The organism is Sinorhizobium sp. M4_45, assembly GCF_002885915.1.
Classification (GTDB): Bacteria; Pseudomonadota; Alphaproteobacteria; order Rhizobiales; family Rhizobiaceae; genus Sinorhizobium; species Sinorhizobium meliloti_A.
In genome coordinates this window covers 353,056-379,378 of sequence record NZ_NWVE01000007.1, presented here as the reverse complement: position 1 = coordinate 379,378, position 26,323 = coordinate 353,056, and the positions used below count along the sequence as shown (strand labels likewise).

Annotated in this window: 22 protein-coding genes; 14 read left to right on the top strand and 8 right to left on the bottom strand. The window is 62.6% G+C overall.

Features of this window, described 5'->3' with window-relative positions; genetic code table 11:
- Window positions 1-179: 179 nt before the first annotated feature.
- A complete protein-coding gene (locus CN933_RS20875) occupies window positions 180-1,115 on the bottom strand; it encodes a sugar-binding transcriptional regulator (protein ID WP_018099328.1) in 936 nt (311 codons plus the stop codon).
- 373 nt (window positions 1,116-1,488) lie between these two features.
- Here CN933_RS20875 and CN933_RS20870 point away from each other — a divergent pair, with 373 nt between their 5' ends.
- The 12 genes from CN933_RS20870 to CN933_RS20815 all read left to right on the top strand — a co-directional run bounded on the left by CN933_RS20870 (window position 1,489) and on the right by CN933_RS20815 (window position 13,979).
- Entirely contained in the window at window positions 1,489-3,117 is a 1,629-nt protein-coding gene (locus CN933_RS20870; protein WP_018099329.1) for an ABC transporter substrate-binding protein, read from the top strand.
- 92 nt (window positions 3,118-3,209) lie between these two features.
- Entirely contained in the window at window positions 3,210-4,223 is a 1,014-nt protein-coding gene (locus tag CN933_RS20865; protein WP_018099330.1) for an ABC transporter ATP-binding protein, read from the top strand.
- Window positions 4,220-5,218, top strand: coding sequence for an ABC transporter ATP-binding protein (locus tag CN933_RS20860; RefSeq protein WP_018099331.1), 999 nt, complete (start codon window positions 4,220-4,222; stop codon window positions 5,216-5,218). The genes CN933_RS20865 and CN933_RS20860 overlap by 4 nt, the downstream gene beginning before the upstream one ends.
- Complete coding sequence (locus tag CN933_RS20855) at window positions 5,215-6,141, top strand: ABC transporter permease (RefSeq protein WP_018099332.1); 927 nt, start codon at window positions 5,215-5,217, stop codon at window positions 6,139-6,141. Before CN933_RS20860 ends, CN933_RS20855 begins: the two co-directional genes overlap by 4 nt.
- Before the next feature lie 17 nt (window positions 6,142-6,158).
- A complete protein-coding gene (locus CN933_RS20850) occupies window positions 6,159-7,040 on the top strand; it encodes an ABC transporter permease (protein ID WP_018099333.1) in 882 nt (293 codons plus the stop codon).
- Between the two features lie 11 nt (window positions 7,041-7,051).
- Window positions 7,052-7,804: a glycerophosphodiester phosphodiesterase family protein gene (locus CN933_RS20845; RefSeq protein ID WP_018099334.1), complete on the top strand. Its 753-nt coding sequence runs from the start codon at window positions 7,052-7,054 to the stop codon at window positions 7,802-7,804.
- Window positions 7,805-7,881: 77 nt separating this feature from the next.
- Entirely contained in the window at window positions 7,882-8,796 is a 915-nt protein-coding gene (locus CN933_RS20840) for a TIM barrel protein (protein WP_018099335.1), read from the top strand.
- A gap of 377 nt (window positions 8,797-9,173) precedes the next feature.
- A complete protein-coding gene (locus CN933_RS20835) occupies window positions 9,174-10,001 on the top strand; it encodes a transporter substrate-binding domain-containing protein (protein WP_018099336.1) in 828 nt (275 codons plus the stop codon).
- 67 nt (window positions 10,002-10,068) lie between these two features.
- On the top strand, window positions 10,069-11,349 hold the full coding sequence (locus tag CN933_RS20830) for an NAD(P)/FAD-dependent oxidoreductase (protein WP_018099337.1): 1,281 nt from the start codon (window positions 10,069-10,071) through the stop codon (window positions 11,347-11,349).
- A 17-nt stretch (window positions 11,350-11,366) separates the two neighbouring features.
- A complete protein-coding gene (locus CN933_RS20825) occupies window positions 11,367-12,338 on the top strand; it encodes an amino acid ABC transporter permease (RefSeq protein WP_026169099.1) in 972 nt (323 codons plus the stop codon).
- On the top strand, window positions 12,328-13,209 hold the full coding sequence (locus tag CN933_RS20820; protein WP_018099339.1) for a DMT family transporter: 882 nt from the start codon (window positions 12,328-12,330) through the stop codon (window positions 13,207-13,209). Before CN933_RS20825 ends, CN933_RS20820 begins: the two co-directional genes overlap by 11 nt.
- A 14-nt stretch (window positions 13,210-13,223) precedes the next feature.
- Entirely contained in the window at window positions 13,224-13,979 is a 756-nt protein-coding gene (locus CN933_RS20815; protein WP_018099340.1) for an amino acid ABC transporter ATP-binding protein, read from the top strand.
- A gap of 302 nt (window positions 13,980-14,281) precedes the next feature.
- Here CN933_RS20815 and CN933_RS20805 read toward each other — a convergent pair whose 3' ends face one another.
- Both CN933_RS20805 and CN933_RS20800 read right to left on the bottom strand, forming a co-directional pair.
- Window positions 14,282-15,094 carry a PfkB family carbohydrate kinase gene (locus tag CN933_RS20805; RefSeq protein ID WP_018099342.1) on the bottom strand — a complete coding sequence of 271 codons (813 nt, stop codon included), beginning with the start codon at window positions 15,092-15,094 and terminating at the stop codon, window positions 14,282-14,284.
- A 77-nt stretch (window positions 15,095-15,171) separates the two neighbouring features.
- Window positions 15,172-16,185: an SIS domain-containing protein gene (locus CN933_RS20800; RefSeq protein ID WP_018099343.1), complete on the bottom strand. Its 1,014-nt coding sequence runs from the start codon at window positions 16,183-16,185 to the stop codon at window positions 15,172-15,174.
- Window positions 16,186-16,403: 218 nt separating this feature from the next.
- Here CN933_RS20800 and CN933_RS20795 point away from each other — a divergent pair, with 218 nt between their 5' ends.
- Window positions 16,404-17,135 (top strand): GntR family transcriptional regulator, encoded by a 732-nt coding sequence (locus tag CN933_RS20795; RefSeq protein ID WP_018099344.1) that lies wholly within the window; start codon window positions 16,404-16,406, stop codon window positions 17,133-17,135.
- Between the two features lie 72 nt (window positions 17,136-17,207).
- Here the strand turns inward: CN933_RS20795 and CN933_RS20790 are convergent, their stop codons facing one another.
- On the bottom strand, window positions 17,208-19,202 hold the full coding sequence (locus tag CN933_RS20790) for a putative bifunctional diguanylate cyclase/phosphodiesterase (RefSeq protein WP_018099345.1): 1,995 nt from the start codon (window positions 19,200-19,202) through the stop codon (window positions 17,208-17,210).
- Window positions 19,203-19,630: 428 nt separating this feature from the next.
- On the opposite strand from CN933_RS20790, the gene CN933_RS20785 reads away from it, so the two are divergent.
- Entirely contained in the window at window positions 19,631-20,674 is a 1,044-nt protein-coding gene (locus tag CN933_RS20785) for a class I SAM-dependent methyltransferase (protein ID WP_018099346.1), read from the top strand.
- Between the two features lie 150 nt (window positions 20,675-20,824).
- Here CN933_RS20785 and CN933_RS20780 read toward each other — a convergent pair whose 3' ends face one another.
- From CN933_RS20780 to CN933_RS20765, 4 genes are all read right to left on the bottom strand, one after another.
- On the bottom strand, window positions 20,825-22,048 hold the full coding sequence (locus tag CN933_RS20780; protein ID WP_102762224.1) for a tetratricopeptide repeat protein: 1,224 nt from the start codon (window positions 22,046-22,048) through the stop codon (window positions 20,825-20,827).
- Window positions 22,049-22,189: 141 nt separating this feature from the next.
- Complete coding sequence (locus CN933_RS20775) at window positions 22,190-22,684, bottom strand: hypothetical protein (RefSeq protein WP_018099348.1); 495 nt, start codon at window positions 22,682-22,684, stop codon at window positions 22,190-22,192.
- A gap of 98 nt (window positions 22,685-22,782) precedes the next feature.
- Window positions 22,783-24,135, bottom strand: coding sequence for an HlyD family type I secretion periplasmic adaptor subunit (locus tag CN933_RS20770; protein WP_018099349.1), 1,353 nt, complete (start codon window positions 24,133-24,135; stop codon window positions 22,783-22,785).
- Between the two features lie 2 nt (window positions 24,136-24,137).
- A complete protein-coding gene (locus CN933_RS20765) occupies window positions 24,138-26,225 on the bottom strand; it encodes a type I secretion system permease/ATPase (RefSeq protein ID WP_018099350.1) in 2,088 nt (695 codons plus the stop codon).
- Window positions 26,226-26,323: the final 98 nt, after the last annotated feature.

Here is a 26,323-nt window from a genome sequence, read left to right as displayed (position 1 = left end):
GGAGCAGCCCGGTAGCTCGTCAGGCTCATAACCTGAAGGCCGCAGGTTCAAATCCTGCCCCCGCAACCAAACACATACACATGCACGTACACACGAAAAGGCCCGCATCAGCGGGCCTTTTTGCGTTTGGGGGCTCCCCAGCGCCGATGCGGCCGTCGTCCAATGCGGATTCCGGTCCATCACCTCTGCAGCATCGCCATGGCGCTGTCGGCGTCGGTGATCATGATCGTCGGCAGCCTCGCCCGTGCCAGGGCCAGGAGAATGTCGTGCTTGTGCGAACCGCCCGAGGCGACGATGCGGCAAGGGATGCGGCGGTATTCGTCGAACTCGGGCGAGAGCACCTGACGGTTGAGCGGGTGATCGACGGGATTTCCTTCGGCGTCGACATACCGGCCGAGGAGATCGCCGACCGCACCGAGGGCTATGAGGTCGCTCACCTTCGTCCCCTCCGGAAGGCCATAGCGCACCTGCAGCGAGTGCTGCGACATGTCGCCGGCGCTGAGATAGGATATGTCGACGTCGCAGATCTGGCGGAAGGTCTTGCGGAACACCGACTGGGCAATCACGGCCTCGCGCGATTGCGGCGTTTCGGCATAGATCGGCGCGACGAAATAGTGGCATTGCGCCTTCAGCACCTCCGCGAAGCCGCGGACGATCTCGAAGGTGTTGATCTCCGAACCATGCGTCAGCCCGCCCATCATCGATCGGACATCGATCCTGGGCTCGTTGGCGGGCGTCATATGCTGCATCGTCTCGCGCAAGGTCGCTCCCCAGCCAACGCCAATGGAATGTGGTTTCCGCGCCTGGATCAGGCGATCGAGATAGGCGGCGGCTCCGCGCCCGATAACGGCATGAACAAAGCGCGGATCGGCAGGGGTGGGCATGACCACGGCATCATCCAAGCCGAAACGGTCACGCAGCCGCGATTCCAGTTCGACACTCTCGACAAGGGGCGAACTGAAGCTGACCCGGACGACGCCCTGCTCCAGCGCCGCGGCAAGAAGCTCGTTCACCCTCCGGCGTGTGAGATTCATGCGTTCGCCGATCTGGGCCTGCGTCAGTCCTTCCACATGGTAGAGCCAAGCGGCCTTGGCCATCAGTTTCTGCTGCCCCATGCACCCCCCTGCAACGTTGCGCGTCTGCTCAGACCGCATGTCATCCTTAATCGGGCAAGGCGACATGGAGAAGAGTTACATACGTCACATCAGTGTTACACATGTGAACTAATTGGCTTCTGACGATGTTCAGTTGGACGCCTTACTCCCCATGACTGCAGCTTCATTCATTGTCGCTTTGCACGGCGCGTCGACCGGCGGCGCGGATGGGCAGACGATCCCTCCGAAGGAGCTGAGGCGCCTAACGGCTCGCCGTCGAGCCCCTGTCACGAAAGTTTCACCCAAACATCAGGAAGACGACGTCTGGCGGAACTAGACCCGACGCTGAACGGCATCCGCGCGGGTGCTCGATTCCATCCAAAAGGAGAGTCTCATGCTTTCAATCAATCGGCGAGCCGCGCTCGGCCTCATGGGCGCGACTGCGGGCAGCTTGATCTTGCCGCGCTTCGCGTTCAGCCAAGGCAAGCGCCCGTCCGTTACCATCGCGGTGCAGAAGATCACCATCAACAATACGCTCGACGTCTGGAACGAGCAGTCGAATGTCGGCGAGCGCGTGTTCTTCCCAAACCTTTGGGAGGGCCTGATCCTGCGCGACTGGATGGGCAATCAGGGTCCGGTCCCCGGCCTTGCGACGGAATGGAAGCGTATCGACGACAAGACTCTCGAGCTGAAGCTGCGCCAGGGTGTGAAGTTCCACAATGGCGACGAACTCACGGCCGACGACGTCGTGTTCAGCTTCTCCGCGCAGCGCGTGTTCGGGGACACTCAGCCCGCAGGCGGCAAGACCGTTTTCGAGGATGAGCACAAGCCCGCAACCGCCAAGGAGCTGCCGGCAGTCGTGCCGGGCACCGGGCGGCGCCTGTGGCCGGCGCTTGCCGGCGTGGAGGCCGTCGACAAATATACCGTTCGCTTCCACAACGCGACGCCGGACGTCACCATCGAGGGCCGCCTTTATGCCTTCGGCAGCCAGATTGCCAACCGTCGCGCATGGGACGAGGCGGCGACCTATATGGACTGGGCACGCAAGCCGATCACCACCGGCCCCTATATGGTCGGCGAACATAAGCCGGACGTTTCCTTGACGCTCGTCGCCTTCGACGACTACTGGGGCGGCCGCCCCCCGCTGGAGCAGATCCGCTTCGTCGAGGTTCCGGAGGTTTCATCCCGCGTCAACGGCCTGCTCTCCGGCGAATACGACTTCGCCTGCGACCTGCCGCCGGACCAGATCGCCGCGGTTCAGGCCGCACCCGGATATGAGGTCCAGGGCTCGACGATCCACAACCACCGCATTTCCGTCTTCAATGTCCAGAACCCGACCCTTCAGGACCCGCTCGTCCGCCGGGCGATGACCCATTCGATCGACCGCCAGGCGATCGTCGATGCGCTCTGGTCCGGTCAGACGACCGTGCCGGCCGGCCTGCAGTTCCCCTTCTACGGTGACATGTTCGTCGAGGGCTGGACGGTTCCGGAATATAATCCGCAACTCGCCAAGGACCTCCTGAAGCAGGCCAATTACAAGGGCGATGCGATCCCGTTCCGCCTTCTCAACAATTACTACACGAACCAGACTGCGAACGGCCAGATCATGGTCGAGATGTGGAAGCAGGTCGGCCTCAATGTCGAAATCCAGATGAAGGAAAACTGGGGCCAGATCCACGACCCGTCCGGCACGAAGGGCGTGCGCGACTGGTCGGCCGGCGCCTCCTTCAGCGATCCGGTCTCCTCGATCGTCGCCCAGTTCGGCCCCAACGGCGAGGTTCAGCAGAAGAAGGACTGGGCAAATGCCGAGGCCAACCAGATGGCCCAGATCCTCGAAACGGAAACGGATCATGCGAAGCGCAAGAAGGCATTCGCCCGCATGCTCGAGATCTGCGAGCGCGAGGACCCGGTCTATCAGGTGCTTCACCAGAACGCGGTCTTCACCGGCATGAAGTCTTCGTTGAAGTGGAAGGCGGCGCCCGCCTTCGCCATGGACTTCCGCGCCGCCAACTGGGCGAGCTGAATTCGATCCAGCCGTGTTCCGGCAGCCCGGCGGCTGCCGGAATTCCTTGAGGACCGAGCGGCGATGCCGCGGTCGAACACCGGGAATGAGAAATGGGCGCTGCCAAATCGGATCTCGTAGCGTTGCGGGACCTGAAGGTCGCATTCGATGGCGTTCAGGTTCTGCATGGCATCGATCTCAATGTTGCCAAAGGAGAGGCTGTCGGCCTCGTCGGCGAGTCGGGATGCGGCAAGTCCGTGACCTGGCTCGCGGCTCTCGGGCTGCTTCCGGGCAAGGCGGCGGTCACGGGTTCTGTCCGGATCGACGGCCGCGAACTGTGCGGGGCACGCCGCGCGGCTCTCGAGGAGGTCCGCGGCGGGCGGATAGCAATGATTTTCCAGGACCCTTCGAGCTCTCTCAATCCCGTATTGCGCATCGGCCGCCAGATCGCCGAGGCGCTTTACATTCACCACGGTCTTCGCGGGGATGCGGCGCGCCTCGAGGCCCTGCGGCTGATGGACATGGTCGGCATTCCCGATGCGGCGCGGCGCTTCGACCTCTATCCGCACGAATTTTCCGGTGGGCAGTGCCAGCGCCTGATGATCGCGATGGCGCTCGCGGGCCAGCCGGACCTGCTGATTGCCGACGAGCCGACCACGGCGCTCGACGCGACCATCCAGGCGCAGATCCTCGATCTTCTGAACACGCTTCGGGCCGAGACCGGCATGGCGCTGGTCTTCATCAGCCATGATCTGGGCGCGGTCTCGCAGGTTTGCGATCGCGTATGCGTCATGTATGCCGGCCGGATCGTGGAAGAGGGAAGCGTGGCGCAACTCTTCTCGGAGCCGCGGCATCCCTATACGCGGGGACTGTTCGATGCCATTCCGCGCATCGACGGGCCGCGCGATCGGCTGATCCCTATCCGGGGGACTGTACCGAACCCGAAACATCTGCCTGCGGGCTGTTCCTTCTCGCCCCGCTGCCCCCGCGCCGTCGACGCCTGCGGGAGCGATTACCCGCATCTCGAGCCCCAAGGCGACGGGCGCCGCCTTGCCTGCATGCGCCCCGTACCGACGGTCACGCGCGGCGACGCCGAGAGAAGAATTCCCGAAGGGCTGATGTCGTGACTGCGCTCATCGAAGCGGACGAACTCGTGCGCATCTACGAAGTCCGGCGCGGGCTCTTCGGCCGCCCAAATCCCGTGCGTGCCGTCGACGGAATTTCGCTCGCGGTCATGCCCGGCGAGACGCTCGGAATCGTGGGCGAATCGGGGTCCGGCAAATCGACATTGGGGCGGATGCTTCTGGGGCTCGATCCGGCGCAGGCCGGCGAGGTGCGCTTCGCGGGAAGCCCTATGCCGAAATACGGCACCGCCGGGTGGCGGGCGCTGCGCGCCAAGATGCAACTCGTCTACCAGGATCCGCTTGCGGCACTCGACCGGCGCCTGACGATTGCCGCGCAAATCGGCGAGCCGCTCGATATTCACGGGCTCGTCCCGAAAGAACACCAGGCCGCCCGCATTGCCGAGCTGATGGCGGCTGTCGGGCTTCGTCCCGACCAGGCCGGGCGCTTCCCGCACGAGCTTTCCGGCGGCCAGCGGCAGCGGGCCGTCATCGCCCGCGCCCTTGCTTCGCGGCCGAAGCTCCTGGTGTGCGACGAGCCCGTCTCCGCCCTCGATGTTTCGATCCAGGCGCAGGTCGTCAATATGCTGCGCGACCTCCAGGAAAAGAACGGCATCGCCATGATCTTCATCAGCCACGATCTGAAGGTCGTACGCAACGTCGCCGATCGCGTCGCGGTCATGTATCTCGGCCGGATCGTGGAGGAGGCTTCTTCCGACGTGATCTTCCGGTCGCCGCAGCATCCCTATACGAAGGCGCTGGTTTCGAGCGTCCCGGTCCCGGGCAAGCCGCTCGAAGGCCGGGTGATCCTGCAGGGCGAGCCGCCGAACCCGGCCGACCGTCCCTCGGGCTGCGCCTTCCATCCCCGCTGTCCCGTTGCGCGCGACATTTGCCGCACGAGGGTGCCTTCACTTCTCCGGACCGGCAACGGCCGGACGGCCGCCTGTCATGCCGTGGCGGGCGAAACCGCCTCGGTCGAGACCATGAGGAGACGGGCATGATCCGCTTCGTTCTCGTGCGTCTGATGCGCGCCGTGATTACCATCCTGGCCGTGGTGACCTTCGCTTTCGTCGTGCTGCGCATGTCGGGCGATCCGGCCCAGGTGATGCTCGGTCCCGATGTGCCTCAGGACGCCGTCGATGCGTTCCGCAAAGCCTGGGGCCTCGACCAGCCGATCTGGATACAATACCTCGCCTATATCAAGTCGATCTTCACCGGAGATTTCGGCGTGTCCATGCGCGACAAGGCCTCGGCGCTCCACCTCGTCCTGGAGCGGGTGCCCGCGACGCTGCAATTGACGCTTCCGGCGCTGATCCTGAAGCTGATGATCGGTATCCCCGCCGGCGTCTATGCCGCGCTCCACCGCCAGAGCTTCGCCGATCGCGGCGTGATCACGCTGGCGATCATCGGCTTTACCGTTCCGTCCTTCGTCATGGGCCTCGTGCTCGTGCTGATCTTTTCGGTTCTTCTCGGCATGCTGCCCTCCGGGGGCCAGGATACCTGGATGCATGGAATTCTGCCGACGATCACGATGAGCATCGGCGGGATCGGCATTCTTGCCCGTTTCTCGCGCAGCGCCATGATCGAGGTGCTTGGGCAGCCCTATATCCGCACGGCCTCGGCGAAGGGGCTGAAATGGCGCGACGTCATCTGGAGCCATGCGCTTCCCAACGCCGCAGTCCCGATCGTCACCATCGTCGGCTTCATGGTCGGCTCGCTGATCGCCGGCGCGGTGGTGGTGGAGTCGATCTTCTCCTGGCCCGGTATCGGGCGGCTGCTGATCGTCTCGGTCAGCAACCGCGACCTCGCCGTCGTTCAGTGCATCCTGCTGATCATCGCTGCAGCAATGGTGATGTCGAACCTCGTCGTCGACCTGCTCTATGGCTGGCTCGACCCGCGGCTGCGTTCGCATGCCGGGCATTAGATCCAAGGAGATGCGCTATGGCTTCCGTTGATCTGGCAGAGAGATCGCCTCTTGCGGGATGGCTACGAGGCTCCCTTTCCTTCCTTCGCCGCAAGGTGCCGCTTTCGGTGGCCTTCGGCTTCCTCTGGCTCGCAGCGATGATCGTCATCGCGCTTTTTGCCGGGTATCTGCGCCCCTATGACATCACGGCGATGGATCTGACGAGCCGGCTGTCGGCGCCCGGAACGCTCAAGCACTGGCTCGGCACCGACGAGCTCGGCCGGGACGTGCTGTCGCGGCTGATCCAGTCGATCCGCGTCTCGCTGATCATCGCCTTCGGTGCGACGCTGCTTTCGGCGGTCTTCGGCACGGCGCTCGGCTTCGCGGCAGCGCGGTTCCGGGGCCTGACCGAGCATTTGGTCCTCGCGCTTGCCGATTTCCAGGCGGCCCTGCCATTTCTCATCATGTCGCTGGCGGTGCTGGCCTTCTTCGGCTCCTCCATGGTGCTGCTCGTCTGTCTCATGGGCTTCTACGGCTGGGAACGCTACGCGCGCATCGCCCGCGGCCTTGCGATCTCGGCCGGGGCGCAGGGCTATGCTGCCGCGGTGGTCCAACTCGGCGCCACCCCGGCGCGGGTCTATCTCCGCCATATCCTGCCCAATGTCGCATCGACGCTGATCGTGTCGATGACGCTGACGTTTCCGGAGATCATCCTGATGGAAAGCGGGTTGTCATTCCTCGGTCTCGGCGTGCAGCCGCCGGAAACGAGCCTCGGCAACATGGTCGGCTTCGGGCGCGAATATCTGACCCGCGCTCCCTGGATCATGCTCGCTCCGGCTGCCGTCATCATGCTCACGACCCTTTCCATCTCGCTTGTCGGCGACTGGCTTCGCGACAAGCTCGATCCCACCGTGCGTTAAGGACCAATCCCATGACCAAAATCATCGGTCACCGCGGCGCCCGCAATCTCTGGCCGGAAAACTCTCTGACGGGTTTCCGCAATGCGCTGCGGCTCGGCGTCGATGCCATCGAGTTCGACGTGCACCTGACCGATTCAGAAGAGCTGGTCGTCATCCACGACGCCACGCTGGACAGGACGGTACACGCGACCGGGCCGGTGCGCCGGATGACACCGGCGGTGCGGCTCGCGACGCCGTTGCGCGATACGGACGAGAGTATCCCGACCTTGAGTGACGTGCTGGGCATATTTGCAGCCCGGGACGGACTTCACTTGCATGTCGAGATCAAGTCCGACGAAACGGGAACGCCTTACCCTGGCATCGCCGCCCGAGTAGCTGAGGAGCTGCGGCGCTTCGGCGTCGACCACCGCTCCCATCTCACGTCTTTCGATAGATCGGTCCTCGAGGATTGCCGCCTCCATGCGCCGCATGTCGCGCGTCTCGTCTCCGTCAATGCCGACTGGGCGGCGCGGCAAGGCGGTCTCGCCGACTTTCTCGCGGCCGCCGACGACCTCGTGGACATCGTAGCGATCCACCACGAATTGATGGCGGACGAGTGGGAACTCATCCGTGGCTCGGTGCCTGTGCAGCGGCTTTGCGTGTGGACCGTCAACGAGGAAGCGGGCGTCCGCCGCTGGCTCGAAAGGGGGATCGGGCATCTGACCTCGGACAGTCCCGATCTGGCGCTCGCTCTACGTGGCGCCGAAGTCGCATCGATGCGCTAGAGGAAAAGGTGTAGCGGTTTCCGACAGCGTGTATTTTCCAGTCCGGTCGCAGCCGGTCATCTCAATGGGGACAGTCAATGAGCAATATCATCGCAACCGGCTTCAGTTCGGGTTCCGTCGACGGCGAACTGGAGAGCCTCGAGTCCGACCTGCGCCGACTGGGGGAACTCGGCGTCGACACGGTCGAGCTTGGCCTGACCAGCATCGACCTCATCGCCGGCGGAAGATTGATCAAGGAGCGCGTGGAGCGGCTTGTGGCGCTGACCCGCCGGTTTCCCTTTCGCTACACTGTTCACGGTCTCGTTTCCTCGAACTTCATGGATCCGGCAACGGCGGGCTATCAGCTGGAGGCGGCAAAGGCCCTGGTCGAGATCTGCGATCGCATCGGCGCCGGCATCATCGTTCAGCACGGCGGTCACCTGCGTGCCGAGCAGCTTTTCGAGCGGGCGGAGGCAGACCGGCGCGAGCGTGACGCTTTGTTCGAGCTCGCGGAATTCGCACGGCCCTACGGCGTGCGCATAGCGCTCGAAAATATCTTTTCGACGGCACCGGGACAGTATCGCCAGACACCGGCCGAGATCGCCGAGACGGTGAGGGCCGTCGACCATTCCAATCTGGTGGCGCTGATCGACTTCAGTCATGCCTATATCGAGTCCACCTATCGCGGTTTGAATTTTCGCGATCAGATCCGCGCCATGGCGCCCGTTGCCGGTCATCTCCACGTCCACGATTCCTTCGGCCGCCCGCAGGCCTTTTACCAGGCGTTTTATCCGCAGGAGGCGACGGCACTCGGCATCGGCGACCTGCACATGCCGCTCGGCTGGGGCGACATCGAGTGGGAGGATATCTTCCGTGAACTGACTTTCCTCCCGGAGACCGTGTTGATGATGGAGATCGGGCCGCGCTATCGCAACGAACAGGCCGAATGCCTGAAACGTGCGCAAGGGCTGATGCTGTCCAATGGCGGCCGTACCGCAACGGCCGCCGAGTGACCGCGATGTGAAGTGCTCGTCACATGCGAGGCGGGGCTCAGGCGGAAGCCGCCCCCCGCCTCTCCGCGTCCACTCCTTGGCGCGCTTTCGGGACAGTGTGTGGAGCCTAGCTCCCCGTCGCTCTCAACACCGCCTTATCCTTCGCGCTCCGGCCGAGTCCATCACCGATTCGCATCGTCTCATCATTTCGTTTCATGGACCCGTGCGCCATGCGGCCTTGACACCGCGTCAGCAGGATTTACTAATTCAGTTGTCAGACATCTTATAACTGGGAGCACGCTGCATGTTCCGCAGATCATGCAGCAAAGTCGAGTGCTACAGCGAATTTTGCGAGGCAAGCGACGCTGTAGGGCTGACCGATCGAAGAGGAGGATTGCGTGAAAGGACTAATTGCAAAGGTCGCTATCGGCGTTGCCGCACTGGCGTTCGTAACCGCCGCTCAGGCGGGTGAGACGCTCGACCGCGTCATGGGGAAGAAGGCCATGGTGGTCGCCACCAACAGCGGCTGGCCGCCCCAGAGCTATCTCGACGACAGCAACGAACTGGTCGGTTTCGATATCGACGTCTCCAAGGAGATCGCAAAGCGCCTTGGTGTCGAAGTGAGCTTCGAAACGCCCGACTGGGCGACCTTGACCGGCGGCCGCTGGCAAGGGCGCTACGATTTGGGTGTTGGCTCCGTCACCCCGACCAAGGCGCGTGCTCAGGTCATCGATTTCGTCGGCATCTATTACTTCAGCCCCTATGTTTACGTGCTGCACAAGGACAGCCAGGCGAAATCCGTCGCAGACCTGAACGGCAAGGTCATCGGCGTCGAAACGGCGACCACGTCGGAAGATTTCATTCGCCGCCGGCTGGAGATCGATGCGCCTGGCCTGCCGCCGATCGAATACAAGATCGAGCCGGGCGAGGTCCGCACCTTTGCCGATTCCATGCTGCCCTTCGACGATCTGCGTCTTGGCGACGGTGTTCGCCTCGATGCCGTCATCGCGCCGGAGCAGACAGCGCTCAACGCGATGAAAAACGGTTATCCGCTGCGCGTCCTCGAGGGCGAATATGCCTTCAGGGAGCCGTTGGTGGTCATCGCCGAAAAGGTCGATCCGGAGTGGACGAAGAAGGTTGGCGCCATCATCGACGAGATGAAGAAGGACGGCACGCTCGCGACGCTGACCACCAAGTGGTACGGCAAGGACTATAGCGCCGACTGAACCGATACCTGCGGGGGGCGGCTCGCTGCCCCTCCGCCTTGCCACCGCGGTCGACGGGCGAGAGAAAATGTCCTATCCCAATACCTATTACAAACAGACAATAGCCGAAACGAATGTCAGGCCGGCCCTCTCCGGGATGGTCGAATGCGATAGCGTAATCATCGGCGGCGGGCTCGCCGGTCTGACGACGGCGTTGCAGCTGGCGCGCGCCGGACAGTCGGTCATCGTTCTCGAAGCCGAAAGCGTCGGTTTCGGGGCCTCCGGCCGCAATGGCGGTTTCGTCAGCCCGGGTTTTGCCACCGGCAGCGACAACATCGCCCGGATGGCCGGGACCGAAGCGGCGCGACAGATACACCGGCTTTCGATCGAAGGCGTCGAATTCGTTCGCGAAACGATCGAGACGCTGAAGATCGAGGAGGCGAGGCCGCAGCCCGGCATCACGAGCGTATTGCGCTACGACGAGGGCGACAGCCTGAAGACGCATGCCGACGAGATGAGGCGCATCTACGGCTATGAGCTCGACTATCTCTCCACCGACGAGGTCCGTTCGGTGTTGAAGTCGAACCGATATTTCCACGCCTTGCGCGACCGCAAAGCCTTCCACATGCACCCGCTCAACTATCTTCGCGGACTGGCGCGCGAGATCGAACGCCTTGGCGGCCGGATCTATGAGGGCTCGGCCGCGACCGGGAGCGTGCTCGACAGTGCCGAGAAGACGGTGTCCACGTCGGGTGGAAGTGTCAGAGCGCGTCATGTCGTGTTCACCACCGGCGGTTACACGGGTCCTTTGAACGGACGGCTGAAACGTTCGTTCCTGCCGATCGCGACCTATGTCATGCTGAGCGAGGAAGCGCCGGAACTCATCCGTACCGCCATCGCCACCACGGACGCGATCGGCGACAACCGCCGCGCCGGCGACTACTATCGCCTCGTCGAAGGCGGGAAACGCCTACTTTGGGGCGGGCGCATCACCACCCGCGCGGCCTCGCCGGCAGCCTTGGCCGGGGAACTGCGGCGCGAAATGGTTGGGACCTATCCGCAGCTCAAGGATCTGAAGACCGAGCTCGCCTGGTCGGGACTGATGTCCTATGCGCGCCACCTCATGCCACAGATCGGAGAGATGCAAGCCGGAGTATGGCATTGCACGGCCTTTGGCGGTCACGGGCTGAACACAACCGCCATCGGCGGAAAGCTGGTGGCCGAAGGCATTCTGGGTCAGTCCGACCGCTACAAGCTGTTCAAGCCCTTCGGGCTCGTCTGGGCCGGCGGCTATGCCGGGCTGGCGGTGGCCCAGCTCACCTATTGGAAACTGCAAGCTCAAGACTGGTGGCGCGAGCGCGCGGCCTGAATGCCGGAGAGAACCAAATGATCGGTCGTATGATTCTGACGTATCCGGATGCAGCGCGGCGCACCGGGACGTTTCTCCTGCTCGCGCTGATAACCCTGACGATCTACAGCCTGGGTGTAAGCCCGGCCTGGATCGGCCTCGTGCTGCCGACAAGCTCGGAGTGGCTGGCCGCCAATCCCGCGCTCGGGCGGCTGGTCAGCGCGGTGATGATCGCCGTGATAGCGGCGCTGAACTGGAAGGCCCTGCGGCAGCTGCCTCGCCCCTGGCAGGTGGTCGGCGTCTGGCTGGAGCTCTTCGCGCTGCTGATGCTCTTCTTCTATTCCTTCAATCTTTCCTTTGCCTTCATCGCAAAGAAGATCAGCTTCCTGATTTCGCAGGGCGTCGTCACCACGCTCTACATCTCGGTGATCTCGATCGCCGTCGCGACCGTCATCGCGCTTGTGGGCGCGATTGCAAAACTGTCGAAGAACGGTGTGATCTACGGCCTCGCCACCTTCTACACGTCGCTGTTTCGCGGCCTGCCGCTCCTGATGCAGATCTATATCATCTATCTCGGTTTGCCGCAGGTGGGCTACGTCATCAGCGCCGTGCCGGCCGGCATCCTCGCGCTCTCGCTGTGCTACGGCGCCTATATGACCGAAATCTTCCGGGCCGGGATCGAGAGCATCCCGCGGGGGCAGACGGAAGGCGCGACCGCGCTCGGCTTGAACCCGAGCCAGACGATGGGCCTGGTGATCCTGCCGCAGGCGATGCGCGTGATCATCCCACCGACCGGAAACCAGTTCATCGCGATGCTGAAGGATTCCTCGCTGATCTCCGTCGTCGGCGTCTGGGAGCTGATGTATCTCGCCCGCACCCAGGGACAGACCGAGTTCCGCCACATCGAAATGCTGATCACGGCCTCGATGATCTACTGGATCCTTTCGATCGGCCTCGAATATATGCAATCGCGCATCGAAGCACGGTTCGGGCGCTTCAATGTCCGTTGACGCGACTGTCGCGCCGGCCGCGGCCGGCATGCCGCGCAACCTGCGCGCTGCCGCCCTGGGCCTCCTGGCGTTCGCCGTCTTTTCGGGCACGGATGTGCTGGTGAAGCTTCTCGCAGAGCGCTTCGTCGTGCCGCAGGTGACCTTCATGGTGACGCTCGCGGCGCTCGCGATGCTTGCCGTCTACGCCGGCGTCACCGGCACCACGGCGTCGCTCAGACCGCGTCATCCGGGGCTTGCGCTCCTGAGGGCGTTCCTGCTCGCCGTCGATACGCTCCTGATCCACTACGCATTTTCGGTGCTGCCGCTGTCGGAAGCCTATCTGCTCGCCTTCCTCACTCCGGTTCTTGTGGCGGTGCTGGCCTTCGCCCTGCTGGCGGAACGCCTGTCCATCGTTGCCTGGTGTGGCGTGGTCGTCGGCTTCCTCGGTGTTGCGGTTGCGCTCAGGCCGGGGATCGCGCCGCTCAATCCGGGCCACGCCGCGGCGGCGGGGTCGGCTCTCGTCTTTGCGCTCTCGCTCGTGCTGCTGCGGCGCGCCAGGGCGACGGAGAGCGACCTTGCCCTCGTCTCGACGCTGCTCGTCGTGCTCGCGGCGGTCGCGCTGGCGGTTGCGTCAATCGGCGGCGGATTGGCGCCGGTCGGGCCGGGCGATCTGCTGATCGCCTTCTTCGCCGGCCTCTTCATGCTCGGCGGTCATCTGCTGCTGGTGCGCGCCTTCCGCATGGGCGACGCCTCGGTGGTTGCGCCTTTCCAATACAGCCAGATCGTCTGGGGCTGCCTCTACGGGGCGCTGTTCTTTGCCGCCCCCATCGAACTGCACACGGTCGCGGGCGCCCTCGTCATCGTGCTTTCCGGCTGGCTCGTCCTGAAATAATCCTGGAGACAACAATGCCCACATCGATCGACATCGCTTCGCCGGAGATCACACTCAGCGGCGTACATAAGTGGTACGGCCAGTATCATGCCCTTGACGATATCAACCTGTCCATCGCGCCGCGGGAGAAGGTCGTCATCTGCGGACCCTCCGGTTCCGGCAAGTCGACGCTGATCCGCTGCGTCAACCGGCTCGAGGCGCATCAGCAGGGCCGCATCGTCGTCGGTGGCGTCGAAGTCGGCGAAGATGAGCGCAAGGTGGATGCCATCAGGCGCGAAGTGGGAATGGTGTTTCAGCAGTTCAATCTCTTCCCGCACCTGACGATCCTCGAAAACTGTATTCTGGCGCCGATGTGGGTCAAGCGCTTGCCGCGCGCCCAGGCGACGGAGATCGCGATGGACTATCTCAACCGCGTGCGCATTCCGGAGCAGGCGAACAAATATCCGGGCCAGCTTTCGGGCGGACAGCAGCAGCGCGTCGCGATCGCGCGGGCGCTCTGCATGAATCCGAAGGTCATGCTCTTCGACGAGCCGACCTCTGCACTCGACCCTGAAATGGTCAAGGAAGTGCTGGACACCATGGTGGCGCTCGCAAACGAGGGCATGACGATGGTCTGCGTCACCCACGAAATGGGCTTCGCACGCCAAGTCGCGGATCGGGTGATCTTCATGGATCAGGGCCGCATCGTCGAAGAGGGCGAACCGGACGAATTCTTCGCGCATCCGAAGACGGATCGGGCGAGCCTGTTCCTCAGCCAGCTCCTGCACTGATGCATATCGCAGGATTGTGCGCTGCCGTCGCCGCTGGCGGTGCCGGTTGTCGGTGAAGGCACAGAGGGCGATACGGGGTCATGTATCGGCCCCCTCAGACCATGGGGTTGAACAAACGCACTCCGGTCGTTTCAAAGTCTTTGGTGTTGCGGGTGACCAGGGTAAGTCGGTGCGCGGCGATGGCGGCGATGAAGGCGTCCATCGCCCCAATGGGTCTTCCATCGGAGGCGGCGAGGGCGACGATGCGACCCCATTGATCCGCCGTTCCCGGCGATGGCACCGGCAACGCAGGCAAGCCGACGTCAGATCGATTGCGGTTCCTGCGGGAAGCCGCCGACATGCGTGCAGGTATTCGCGGCCAGGTCCCTGCCGGCTGCGAGGCATGCGGCAAGGGTGCGCCCTTCCAGGCGGGCGGCGATGAAGCCGGCGATAAAGCTGTCGCCGGCGCCGGTCGTGTCCACGACTTCGACCGGACGAATGCCGGCAGATGCGATATTGGTGCCGTCGCTCGCGAGCGAGCCGAGCGCACCACGCGTGACCACCGCAAGGCAGGCTCCGCGCGCGAGAAATTCGCCGGCCAGCCTCTCTGCACTGCTTTCGTCCTCGCCGGCCGAACCGAAGGCGATCGAAAGGCCGTCGACGTCGAGATCTGCGGCTGCCGCATTGACCGAGACGTCCTGGGAGATGCTGACGCCTGCGGCAGATAGCGCACGGCGCAACACGCCGCCGTCGTCCAGCCAGCCGATATGCACATGGTCCATGGTCTTCAGCAGCTCGATCTCGCCGGCATCGGGGCGATATCCGGCACAGGCGCCGAAGTCTTCATGAACGAAGATGCGGTCGCCGGCAGGTGTCACGTCGATATCCGTGTAGGCCGTGTTGGTGTCGCGCGCGAGCAGGTGGTCGACATTGACGCCGTTCGCGAGCAGCAGTCGGCGAACCTGGGCGCCGTCGGAATCGCGGCCGACGGCGCCGAAATAGAAGGATCCGTGGCCGAGCCTTGCAAGTTGAACGGCGACATTGATGGCATTGCCGCCGACATAGGATTGGCTAAGCGGCGCGCGATAGCGGTCGATGCAATTGTCGCCGACGGCCGCAAATCGGAATCTGGTCATGGAATTCTCTTGTTTCGCCAGCAGGGCCGCGAATGCCGAAGCAGTCGCGACCGTGCTAGTTCATTGGGCGTCTATGCTCAATAGGCTACGCGCTTGTAGTAACGCCGCGTCGTCAGCGGGTGGTTGCGCATCACTTCGAGATGCGCGCTGATGCGCTCGAGCACGGTTGCAAGAACGATGGGCGAAACGAGGCCGCGCACCTCTTGCGAAATGCCTGGCAGCGCAAAGTCCGCCGTGTCGAGGACCGTCAGCCTGTCCGTGTAGTTGGGCGCGAAATTCTGCACCCGGTCGGCAAGCGGCCGCAGAGCGTCTTCGCCCTTGAAGAGGATGACGCTGACGCCCTTTTCCACGAGCTCGAGCGTTCCATGGAAGAAGTCCGAGGCATGGACCGGGCGTGTCCGGATCCACTGCATCTCTTCGAGGATGCACATGCCGTAGTAGAACGCCTCGGGCCAGGCGTTTCCGGCGCCTGTGATGATGTGGTAATCGGAGCCTGCCAGAACACGGGCGAAGGCCTCGGCCTTGTCCTCGTAGCCGCGCTTCACTTCGAGGAGAAGCTCAGGAAGTCTTTCCAGTTCAGCGGCGATCTGGTCGTAGTTCTCGATCTCGCCGCGGTGACGCATGATAGACAGCGCGATGAACAGGGACTGCAGGTAGAAGGACTCGCAGGACGTGTCGTCTTCGGCGAAGTTGACGAAGGCATGGGTGCCACCCTTGCCGAGGGGCGTTTCCTCGTGACCCACCAGCGACAGGACTGTCGCGCCGGCCTCCTTCGCCTTTGCCAGCAGAGCCACGCTCTCCTTGGTCGTGCCGGAGAGCGACGGTATGACGACGATCGACTTTTCCGTCAGGTTGACCGAACCGGTAATGAAGAGCTCGGCCGGCAGGTCGATAAAGGCCGGAAAGCGCGACCTGCGCTGGAGCAACTGGGCGGCCGGCTGCATGAGAATGGCGGCACCGCCGGTCCCGAGGAAGAAGACGTTTTCCGCACCCTTTTCAAGGCAGGAGACGATGACGTCGTCCAGGCGTTGACGCAGGGCAACGGCGCCCGACTGAATGCGTAGAAATCTCTGTTCGTCAAAATTCAGCATGGTTCTCTCTCGACAGTTGGTGGCGATCGCCGGCTGGCACCGGCAATGTTGTAAGACAACTGACAACATTGCCTGAGAATGTCAAGGGAGATAATCGGCCGGATACACCTTCTGCCAGCGAGCTCCCGTAAGGATATAGGGTAGCAGAACTGTCCCTTGACCTTCCTGGATTTGTCAGACAAGAAGGATCATATTTTGCCGTCATTTGGAGAGAGGAATTGCCCGAGCCGCTTCGCGACACGCGCACCCTGGTCATACAGCTTCGCGACCGCATCGCCGATCTGATCCGGGAGCAGGGGCTCGCTCCGGGCGACAAGCTTCCGACGGAGGCGCAGCTCACGGAGCGTTTCAGGATCTCCCGCCCGGCGCTGCGGGAGGCATTGAAACTACTGGAACAGGATGGCGTCATCTATGTCGAGCACGGCCGCGGCCGGTTCGTGTCGGCGATGTCTGCGGTCCATGTCGAAAGGCCGATCACCGTCTTCGAGAGCGTCACCGACATGACGCGCCATTATGGCTATGCGACCGTCAACAAGGTACTCTCGATCGCCGAGGAAATGCCCGACGTGGTCACGGCGGGGCAGTTGCAGCTTGCAAATGGCGAACGCGTCATCCGTCTCGAGCGGCTGCGTCTGCACAAGGACGAGCCGATACTCTATTGTCTCGACTACATCCCGCGCAGCATCATTCCAAACCGCCTTTATGACATCGAATGGGGCGGCTCGCTGCTCGATCTGCTCGAGCAGTACAGACACCGGCCGCGCATGTCCGCTGCTACGGTCACGGCAGTAATGCTTCCTGAGGACGTGGTGGAGCGCAACGATCTGCGGGATTTCGGGCCGGCCCTGCTGATCCGCGAGACCTGTTTCAATGCAAGCGGCGTGCCGGTCGTTTATTCCGTCGACTACCACCGCGGCAGTCATTTTTCCTTCAGCCTCGCGCGGAAGTAGCGATCCGCGGTCGTACAGCGGTTGCGAAGAGGATGGGGGGAGCGTCCCCTCCGCCCTTGCCCGTCGGTCCGATCAATGCGGACCCGCGCGGGTCCGGCGCTTGTCTGTCGGTGGGGGCGGCTGGAAATTTCGCGCAGGCGCGGGCCGCCCCACATGGAAACCCTGGACGTGGTCGATCCGGAATTGCCGCATGAGCGCGAGCTGTTCCTCCGTCTCGACACCCTCGACCAGGATCTTGTGCCCGCGGTTTCGCACCAGGCCGATAATGTCCCTGAGCATCGCCTTGCCCTTGGGCGTGTCGCAGTCGTGAAGGAACGATCGGTCGATCTTCACCGTATCGAAGTCGATCAGGCGCAGCCATGACAGGCCGGCGAAGCCGGTTCCGAAATCGTCGAGCCATATCCTGATACCCAGCGTCTTCAAATCGGCGATGCAACGCAGGATATCGGAATGCATCTCCATCTCGAGCCCCTCGGTGATTTCGAAGGCGAGCCTGCTGCCGGCCACACCGGTCTCGCCGAGAATGGCAGCGACCGAAGCCGCGAAGCCTGGCGATCTCAGTTGGATCGGCGAGACGTTCACGCTGACGACGGGCACATGCTCGCTTGCCAGGAGTTCCTGGCACACCACGCCTATCACCCAGCGGCCGAGATCGAGGATGGCCCCGGTCCGCTCGGCAATCGGCACGAAGAGGCTCGGAGGGACGGACGTGCCGTCCAGCATCTTCAGCCGCATCAGGGCCTCGACCGCGTCAACGCGGCCGGTGGCGACGTCACGTATGGGCTGATAGACCAGTGAGACGAGATTCTGGTCGATCGCAATTTTCAGGAGCGCGGCGATGTTCTCGCTCTCGTCGCTGCTTTGCGGGTCGTTCGGATCGAAGAGGCGCGCACAGTTGCGGCCGTTCGCCTTTGCCCCGTAGAGAGCGCGATCCGCCTCATGGATCAGTCTCTCGAGCTTCGAACCGATCTGGTTGCGGGTGAAACCCGCGCCGACGCTCACCGTCACGATCGACATGCCGTCGCGCCGCTGTTCGTGCGGCAGAGCGAGGGTCTCGACGCTGTGCCGTACGGCTTCCGCCAGATCCGCCGCCTGCTCCCGCGTCTTCAGCCGTGCCAGCACGATGAATTCCTCGCCGCCATAACGGCCGATCGACCCATCGTAGGGCGCGATCGACTCCTTCAGCGCATTGGCAACGAGAACGAGGCAGCGATCGCCTTCCTGATGGCCGTAAAAGTCGTTGTACCTCTTGAAGAAATCGACGTCGATAAGGATTGCCGCAAAGCTCTTCCCGCCTCTCTGCCAGTCGCTCCAATAGTCCCGGAGCTTCTGATCGACCGCGCGGCGGTTGTCGAGGCCCGTGAGCGAATCGGTATGCGACAGCCGCAGCAGCGCTTTTCCGCGGTCCGAGGCTTCCTTCTGCTGGATCTTCGCCTCGAAGGCATTGAGAAAGACCTTGTAGCGCTCCCGGTTGAGTTTCCAGTTCACATAGGACGTGAAGACGAAGCACGAGACGTAGAAGGTTCCGAAGGCGACCTGATAGGATACGCTTTTCGGTATATAGAATACCAAGGCAAGAAAGAACGTGGCGAGGACGATTCCCGAGGTTACGACCGACAGGCGAAAGTGGAAACTGAAGAATAGATTGGCGCCCATCATGAATATCGCGCCAAAGATCATATAATAGGAAATACTCTCGGTCTGGCTGGTCATCAGCGACGGAAACAGCCAACCCCAATAACCCGCCACCAGTGCGCCTGCGCAGGTGAGATCGAACCACTTCGTCTCGGCATCCAGCCGAAACAACACCTCGATGGCGGCAATCGCCGTAGCGCCCACCGCAAGGCGCGCCAGGATTGCATAAAACGCGACGTCGGGAACGAGCAGGATATCCGTGGCCGCGAACAGCAGATAGACGGCCACGGCCACCCAGAGGCCCTGGCGGCTTGCCGTCCGGCGCGCGACTTCGCCTTCTCTGCGATAGAGCGTTTGCAGCTCTACAGATTGCAGTCTGGGCGGCTGCGCCTGCAGATCGATCTCAATTCCCTCGGCCAACGTGTGCCTCATGCACCGATCCCAATCGCTTTGCGCCGCCCGCCGCGAGGCTGAAACTCCTTGCGGCGGTCGACGCGTCCTGGATCACGATGATTTAGATCGGTTCGACCTGAAACCATGAGCGTAATCGATTCCAAAAAGTTGAGACGCGGGGTGCGGGCGGAAAACCGCACACACTTTTCCTTTTCCGGCTCTTGTCGCTTCACGCCCCATCCAATCCCAACAAGCACCCTACGAAGACAGTCAGGAACGTCCGGCACAATAGTCGAGGCAAATTAAGTTTTGCTGAATTGTCAAAGATCAGAAGAGCGCTCAATAGTGTATTGAAACAATCCAATACCTGTTTTTATTAACCATATTATTCGAAAACTTGAAACCCGGCTGGCGCGGTGCCGGGTCCTGGGCATAATGTTAACAAACAGTTAACGGATGAGTCACGCGTGAGCCAATTTCAGATCGTACTAGACGGCGAGAGCCTTATTACGCCCGCCGCCATCGCAACCGAATTCAATTCCCAGAGAATCGAGTTTTACGAAGAACAGCTGGCGACAGCAAAGGCCGAGATTGCGCTGATTCTGAACATCGCGCAGCAACAGTTCGAGCAGCAGCGAGACCCTGCGGAGATAATACATCGGATTGCCGGGTCTCTTCATGATGTGCGCAATAAATATCAGCCGAGCGTCTGGCAGGAGCTGATACCACTGATCCAGAATCACACGGTGTCGGAATTCTTCCTCCAGGACCCGTTTACGCGCTGGTCGTTCGAAAAGCCCCGGGGTTATTCCGGCGACGCCCAGTTGCTCGACTTCATCTATGGACATCCGAGCATTGCGGGGAATGTCGCAAGGGCCACGCCGCTCGGGCGAGCACTCTACGATTACACCAAGGACGCCTCATCTTCGGTGGCCGTGCGGGAGCGGCGCGACCTGCTGACGCGCCATGTCGACGAGATTGCGGCGACGCGGGGAGGGGAGGCCGAGATCCTGACGATCGCCGCCGGGCACCTGCGTGAGGCCAACCGCTCGGCAGCCTTGCGGGAGGGTAGCCTGAAACGGTGGGTCGCCCTCGATCAGGATCCGCTGAGCGTCGGTTCGATCGCGCGCGACTTCACGGGAACTCGCATCGAGGCAGTCGACGGGTCGGTCAAAAGTCTTCTGACCAGGTCACAGGAGCTCGGCCAGTTCGATTTCATCTATGCCGCCGGGCTTTACGACTACCTCACCGAAAAGGTGGCGGTGAAGCTCACGCGGAGATGCCTGGAAATGCTGAAGCCGAACGGGGTCTTCCTCTTTGCCAATTTCGCGCGCGACATCCATGTCGACGGCTACATGGAAACCTTCATGAACTGGGCGCTGCTGCTTCGATCGGAGTTCGACATGTGGCAGATCATTCATGCCAGCGCCGACAGGGAAGCCATCGAAGCGCGCGTGCAGTTCGGTGCGAACCGCAACGTCGTCTACGGGATCATTCAGAAGCGTTCCTAAAGCTGAGCGGGATGCGGAAAAGCGTGTGCCGTTTCCGCCCGCATCCCGCTCCAACCTGTTGGATTCGATCAACATGATCGAGATCCCGCAGCGACTGCGCGCGCCCCGGCAGCACGCGCCGCTGTGGCGGGGTGCGGACAGGAACCGGTTTCAGTGCTTCAATTTCGAGGCCTTCCAGCCATATGGCGACGGTCTCGCATGCAGATGGGCGGATGAGCCGGCGGGCAGCAGAGGTGTCAGGAGCGGCTGCGCAGCTGCCGTCAACCGAATCGCATCCTCGTGCGCCTGCATCTCCTGCTCCGGCTCGGGCTCCTGCTCCTCATCCTGCTCCTCCATGCCGGCGACACCCCTCAGGCGGATCAGGATCTCCTCTGCCCTCGTCTTGCAGAGGACGTGGTTCGCGTCGTCGGATACGATGTCGTGGAAGCTCTGGAAGGTGGCGATAGCGGCATCCCTTTGGCCCGAAGCCAAGCGCGCGACCGCGAGTTTGTAGCGCAGGATGCCTCGATGCGGGTAGCGGGCAAGCAGCTCTTGAAACGTCTTGCCCGCCTTGCGGTAGAATGCCTGCGCCATTTGCGTGTCGCCGAGCCAGTGGAGAACGTCGTCCGCGTTCGGCACTGCCGGCAGCAAGGTGCGATAAAGATGCTCCGCCTCTCCATATTCGCCCACGTCGCTCAAGAGATGCGCAAGGCGACAGCGCGCCTCGATATGTCCCGGAACGGTGCGGATCAGCTGCCGATAGCCCGCTTCGGCTCCGTCGAAGTCGCCGAAGGCGTGCAGCGCCACCGCCCGCTCCAAGACGATGCCCAGGCTGCGGCGATTGAGGCAGTCGCGCAGGTTCCTGCCCGTGAGGGTTCTAAGAAGCATACTGCGGAGGCGACGCCCGCAGGCGTCGATCCTCTCTCCCTCGTCGACGGTGTCGACGCGCGCAAACTCCCCTTCGGGAAAGGCATCGAGCAACCGTTCGAGCCGCGCCGAGGCCGCGCCGCAGCGGTCGAATCGGATGCTTGTCCAGTTTTCGGACGCGAGGATGCCGGCGAATGCGTCCGCCGCCTCGCTTTCAAGGCCAGGTGCGCAGAGAAAACCGGTGCGTCCGGTTCCGTGATTGCCGATCATCAGAATTTCGTCGACGAAGAGACCCGTGTCCTCGTCCTGAGAGGTCGCCAGCTCGAGCGGCAGGAACGCGTCGTACCGTTTTCCGGCGGCGCGGTTTTTCCAGGCCAGAATGAGCCACCTCTCGCGGTGCGGAAGGTATTCCTGCAACCAGGGCCAGGAGAGAAAAGCGTGCGCTTCCGGATCTGAACGATATATCTTGTTCCAGTTTCTATGATTTTTTTTAAATTCTTCGATGCAGTCGATAACGTGGACTGTCATTGTCGTCTCTTTGCGGCAATATACTCGATACACGCCAAAATCGTTACGTTAGTGAATAATTGAATACAATAATGCTTCTGTTCAGTATACACCGTCCAACTGCGCAGGACAACTACCGAGTGCCGGTATTCGGCTGCTCCCCTATATCGAGCGCTCGTCGAAGTTCGGTCTCGATCGAATGAACGTCCACAGACGTCTGCTGATATCGGTGATCTCGCGAACCGCATTGTCGAGACGCGCCAACTCGCGGGCATCGAGCTGTTCGACCTTGCCGTAGCGCACGTCCTTCTCGCCTTCGACGAGCCGCATCAACTGCGTGCTCGAAATCTCGCCCTGCTCGTCGACGGAGTAGATGCAATGATTGTACTTGTTGCGCATCTTCGATTGCTGCTTCAGCCGCACGGTAATGGCGAGCACCTCGTCGCGAGTCGCCGCCGGGATCCGCGGCAGCTTCGCCAGGCGCTCTGTCAGATCGATTCGGGCGCGGGTCGTATTCAGCGTCAGGAAAACGACGATGGCCGCGTCCTTTTCCACCCCCAGAAGGTGGGCGATCACGTAGATGAGCAGGCTTTCGGTGTTGGTCCACACGTAGTTCAGGCGACCAACGAGCAAAAGCACATCCTGTGCAGCCGCCATGGCGATCTCCAAGCGGTCCCGAGAATGATGCGCCGGAACCGGATTTGCGCACTTGCATATTCCGCCGATCGAAACCGTCTTCCATAGACGTCCTGCATTCAGGTCTCCTTGAACGCGCGCGACATGCTGTCTGTGATGGGCTTCGTCAGATACTCGAAGAAGGTGCGCTCCGATGTGGTGATCAACACTTCGGCCGGCATTCCGGGCACGGGGTGAAAGCCGTGGATGCGTCCGATCTCGCTCGCAGGCACTTCGACGCGCACGATATAGACGTCGCGCTGCTGGCCGCCGGCTACTTCCTCCTCGATCGAATCCGCCGAGACGTAGAAGACCTTGCCTTTCAGCACCGGCGTCGTGCGGCGGTTGAGTGCCGAAAGCCGGATCGTGGCATCTTCGCCGACCTTGAGCTGATCGATGGCGGTGCGCAGCAGCTGCGCCTCGATGATCAGCGGGACATTGGCCGGCAGGATCTCCATGATCGGCTTTCCGCTTGCGATGACCCCGCCGGCCGTATGGAAATAGCTGCGTACGACGGTGCCGTCGACAGGCGAACGGATGGTGGCGCGGCCGAGCACTTCGGACGCCTCGCGAACCTGCTCGCGTACGCTGTCGAGATCGGCCTCGGCCGCTTCGAGGCCGTCGAGCGCCGCCTGCTTGTTGGTATTGACGGCGATGACCGCCTCCTGGCGGTAGCGGTCGATCTGCGTGTAGCTCTCCTTGACCTCCGATTCGAGCCGGCCGATCTCGCCGATCGCGTCGGCGATCGCGCGGTCCAACGCCATGAGTTCCGGGCGCCGGATCAGGCCCTTGTCGGCGAGCTTGCTCTTGGCCTCCCGCTCCTCGTTGAGAATCTCCAACTGCCGATTGAACGATGCCTGCTGCAGAGCGTATCCCCTGGCCCGGAATTCAAGCGAACGAATGTTCTGGTCGATCAGGTTCAGCTGGTCGCGCAGCTTGATCTTCTTGCTCTGGAAATTGACGTTCTGGCTTTCCATGATGGCGCGAATGTCGGGATCGTCGGCCTGCCGGGCGACGATTTCGGGTACGCTGAAGGCATCTTCGCCCACCGCCTCCGCCCTCAACCGCCCGACGACTGCCTCCAGGCGGAGGCGCTTGAGGTTGAGCATACGGGCGTTGGCCCGGGCGACCGTCTGATCGAGCTTCACGAGAATGTCGCCGGCCTTGACCTTGTCGCCCTCGGCGACCAGCAGTTCCTCGATGATGCCGCCCTCCAGATGCTGGACGATCTTGTTGTTGCCGTTGGCGACGAAGCTTCCCTGGGCGATGATTGCCGCGGCAAGCGGTGCCGCGAAAGCCCAGTAGCCGAAACCGCCGAAGGAGATCGCGATCAGCGCCAGGCCAACCAGACTGTGGAGCCGGATCGAACGGGGGACCTCGGCATACCACTCCGTCGGATTTCGAGGTTCGGTGCTCCGCCTGTCGCTTTGCATCGTCAATCTCCGTGAATGCGGGATTGCCCGCGGTCGCCTTCGGCCTTTGCGCCAAGCGCGGCGAGCACCTCGTTTCGGGCGCCGAACATCGCCACCGTTCCTTCGTGCAGCACCATGATCTTGTCGACACATTGCAGGAGAGCAGGGCGCTGCGTGATGGTGACGGTGGTGATGCCCTCCTTCCTCGCATGCACCAGCGCGCGGGCAAGTGCGGCCTCGCCATTGCTGTCGAGGTTCGAATTCGGCTCGTCGAGAACGACGAATTTCGGATTGCCGAAGAAGGCGCGCGCCAGAGCTATGCGCTGTTTCTGACCGCCCGACAGCGGGGCGCCGTCAGCGGCGACCACGGTCTCGTAGCCTTGCGGAAAGGTTGCGATCAGTTCGTGCACGTCGGCGAGCACCGCCGCCTCATAAACCATGCTGTCGTCCACATCCTCACGCATGCGGCAGATATTTGCCTTGATCGTTCCCGGAAAGAGCTGAACGTCCTGGGGAAGGTAGCCGATGCTTTCGCCGAATTGGCGCTGATCCCAGTTGCGCAGATCCATGAGATCGAGACGAACACTGCCGGATGTGGGCAGAATCGAGCCGACCAGCATCTTGCCGAGGGTGGTCTTGCCGGAGCCGGAATTGCCGATGACCGCAAGCGATTCCCCCTTTGCCAGCGAAAAGGAGATGCCGTTCAGGATCACGCGCTTCTGCGGCGGCGGTACGAAGAGGATGCGCTCGACGTCGAGCCGGCCTTCCGGCTTCGGCAGACGCAGCCGCGGGAAGTTCAAGGGCGAGGTGAGCAAGAGCTGCCTGATTCGCTGATAGGCGGCGCGGGAGTGGTTGAGCTGGTTCCAGCCCTCGATGGCTCCTTCGACGGGCGCGAGCGCACGCCCGGCAATGATCGAAGCGGCGATCACCATGCCGCCGGTCAGTTGCCCTTCCATCGCCAGATGCGCTCCCCAGCCGAGAAGCGCCACCTGGGTGAACATCCGCACGGCCCTGGATGCGCCGGTGAAGATTATGTTGCGGTCCTGAGCGTAGACCTGCGCCTTGAGCGAGGCCGCCGTCTCCTGGCCCCACATTCTCACCGCTTCCGGAATCATCGCCAGCGCATTGATGATCTGGGCGTTGCGCGCCATCGAATCGAGATGGAAATTGGCCCGGCCGAGCGAGGCATTGGCTTCGCTGAATGGTTTTGTCGTCGCCTTCTGATTGAGATAGGCGATGACGATCAGAACCGTACAGCACAGGATGACGATCATGCCAAGTTGTGGCTGTATGAGGTAGACCACGATCACGAAGAGCGGTGTCAGCGGAGCGTCGAGGAAAGCCGTAAGCGTGCCGGAGGTGATGAAGGCGCGAAGCTGCTGCAGGTCGCCCAATATCTGGTAGTCCCGGCCGCTTCCGTGCAGCGAGGCCCGGGCTGCCGCACTGAGGATCGGTGTGCCGAGCTGGACCTCGATTTCGACGGCGGTGCGCATCAGGATGAAGCGGCGGATCGCGTCGAGAATGACCTGAAGCGCCACGGCGCCGAGCACGGCGACCGTCAGCATGACCAGCGTGTCCTGCGAGCGGCTCGTCAGGACCCGGTCGGAGATCTGGAACAAATAGATCGGGATGGCCAGGACGAGGACGTTGATGGCCAGGGTGAAAGCGATGACGATCAGCATGTTGCGCCGGACAGCGGCCATGCCGTTGTGCAGGCTGGCGGCGAAGTTCGCCGGTCCCATGCGCTTGTGAAGCGTGCTCCTGCCGCCGCCGTCTTCGCTCGCTTTCCCTTCACCTGTTGCGCTGCGTTCAACCGGGCGAAGGTCGTCTTGCTTCATCGGGCCCGGGTGATTTTCGATCGTTCGCGGCAGCCCCGGGGCCTGTCGTCTTTCCACCTTGGGAACGTCGCCCTCGTCGCGGCACGCATCGGCCGATGCCGATGCTTGCTTTTGCTCCGAGAACCTTGCCGCGTCTGCCTTTCCGTTCGGCCCTGGCGGCCTTTCGAAGGGTGCCACAGCCTCGGCTTCGGCTATCTCGGGCAGCTCCAGCCGTGCGACATCCCGGCGCTGCGGCTTGCCTCGCCCGGCATACCACTTCGACATGTCGTTCATGCTCGCTCCCCTGCGCTTGGCCCTTGAAGTCGTTTCGGTCAGGACCGTCCAACGGATCTCCGTTCGAAGCTGTGCAACCCTGAGAGCTCGAAGCGGAT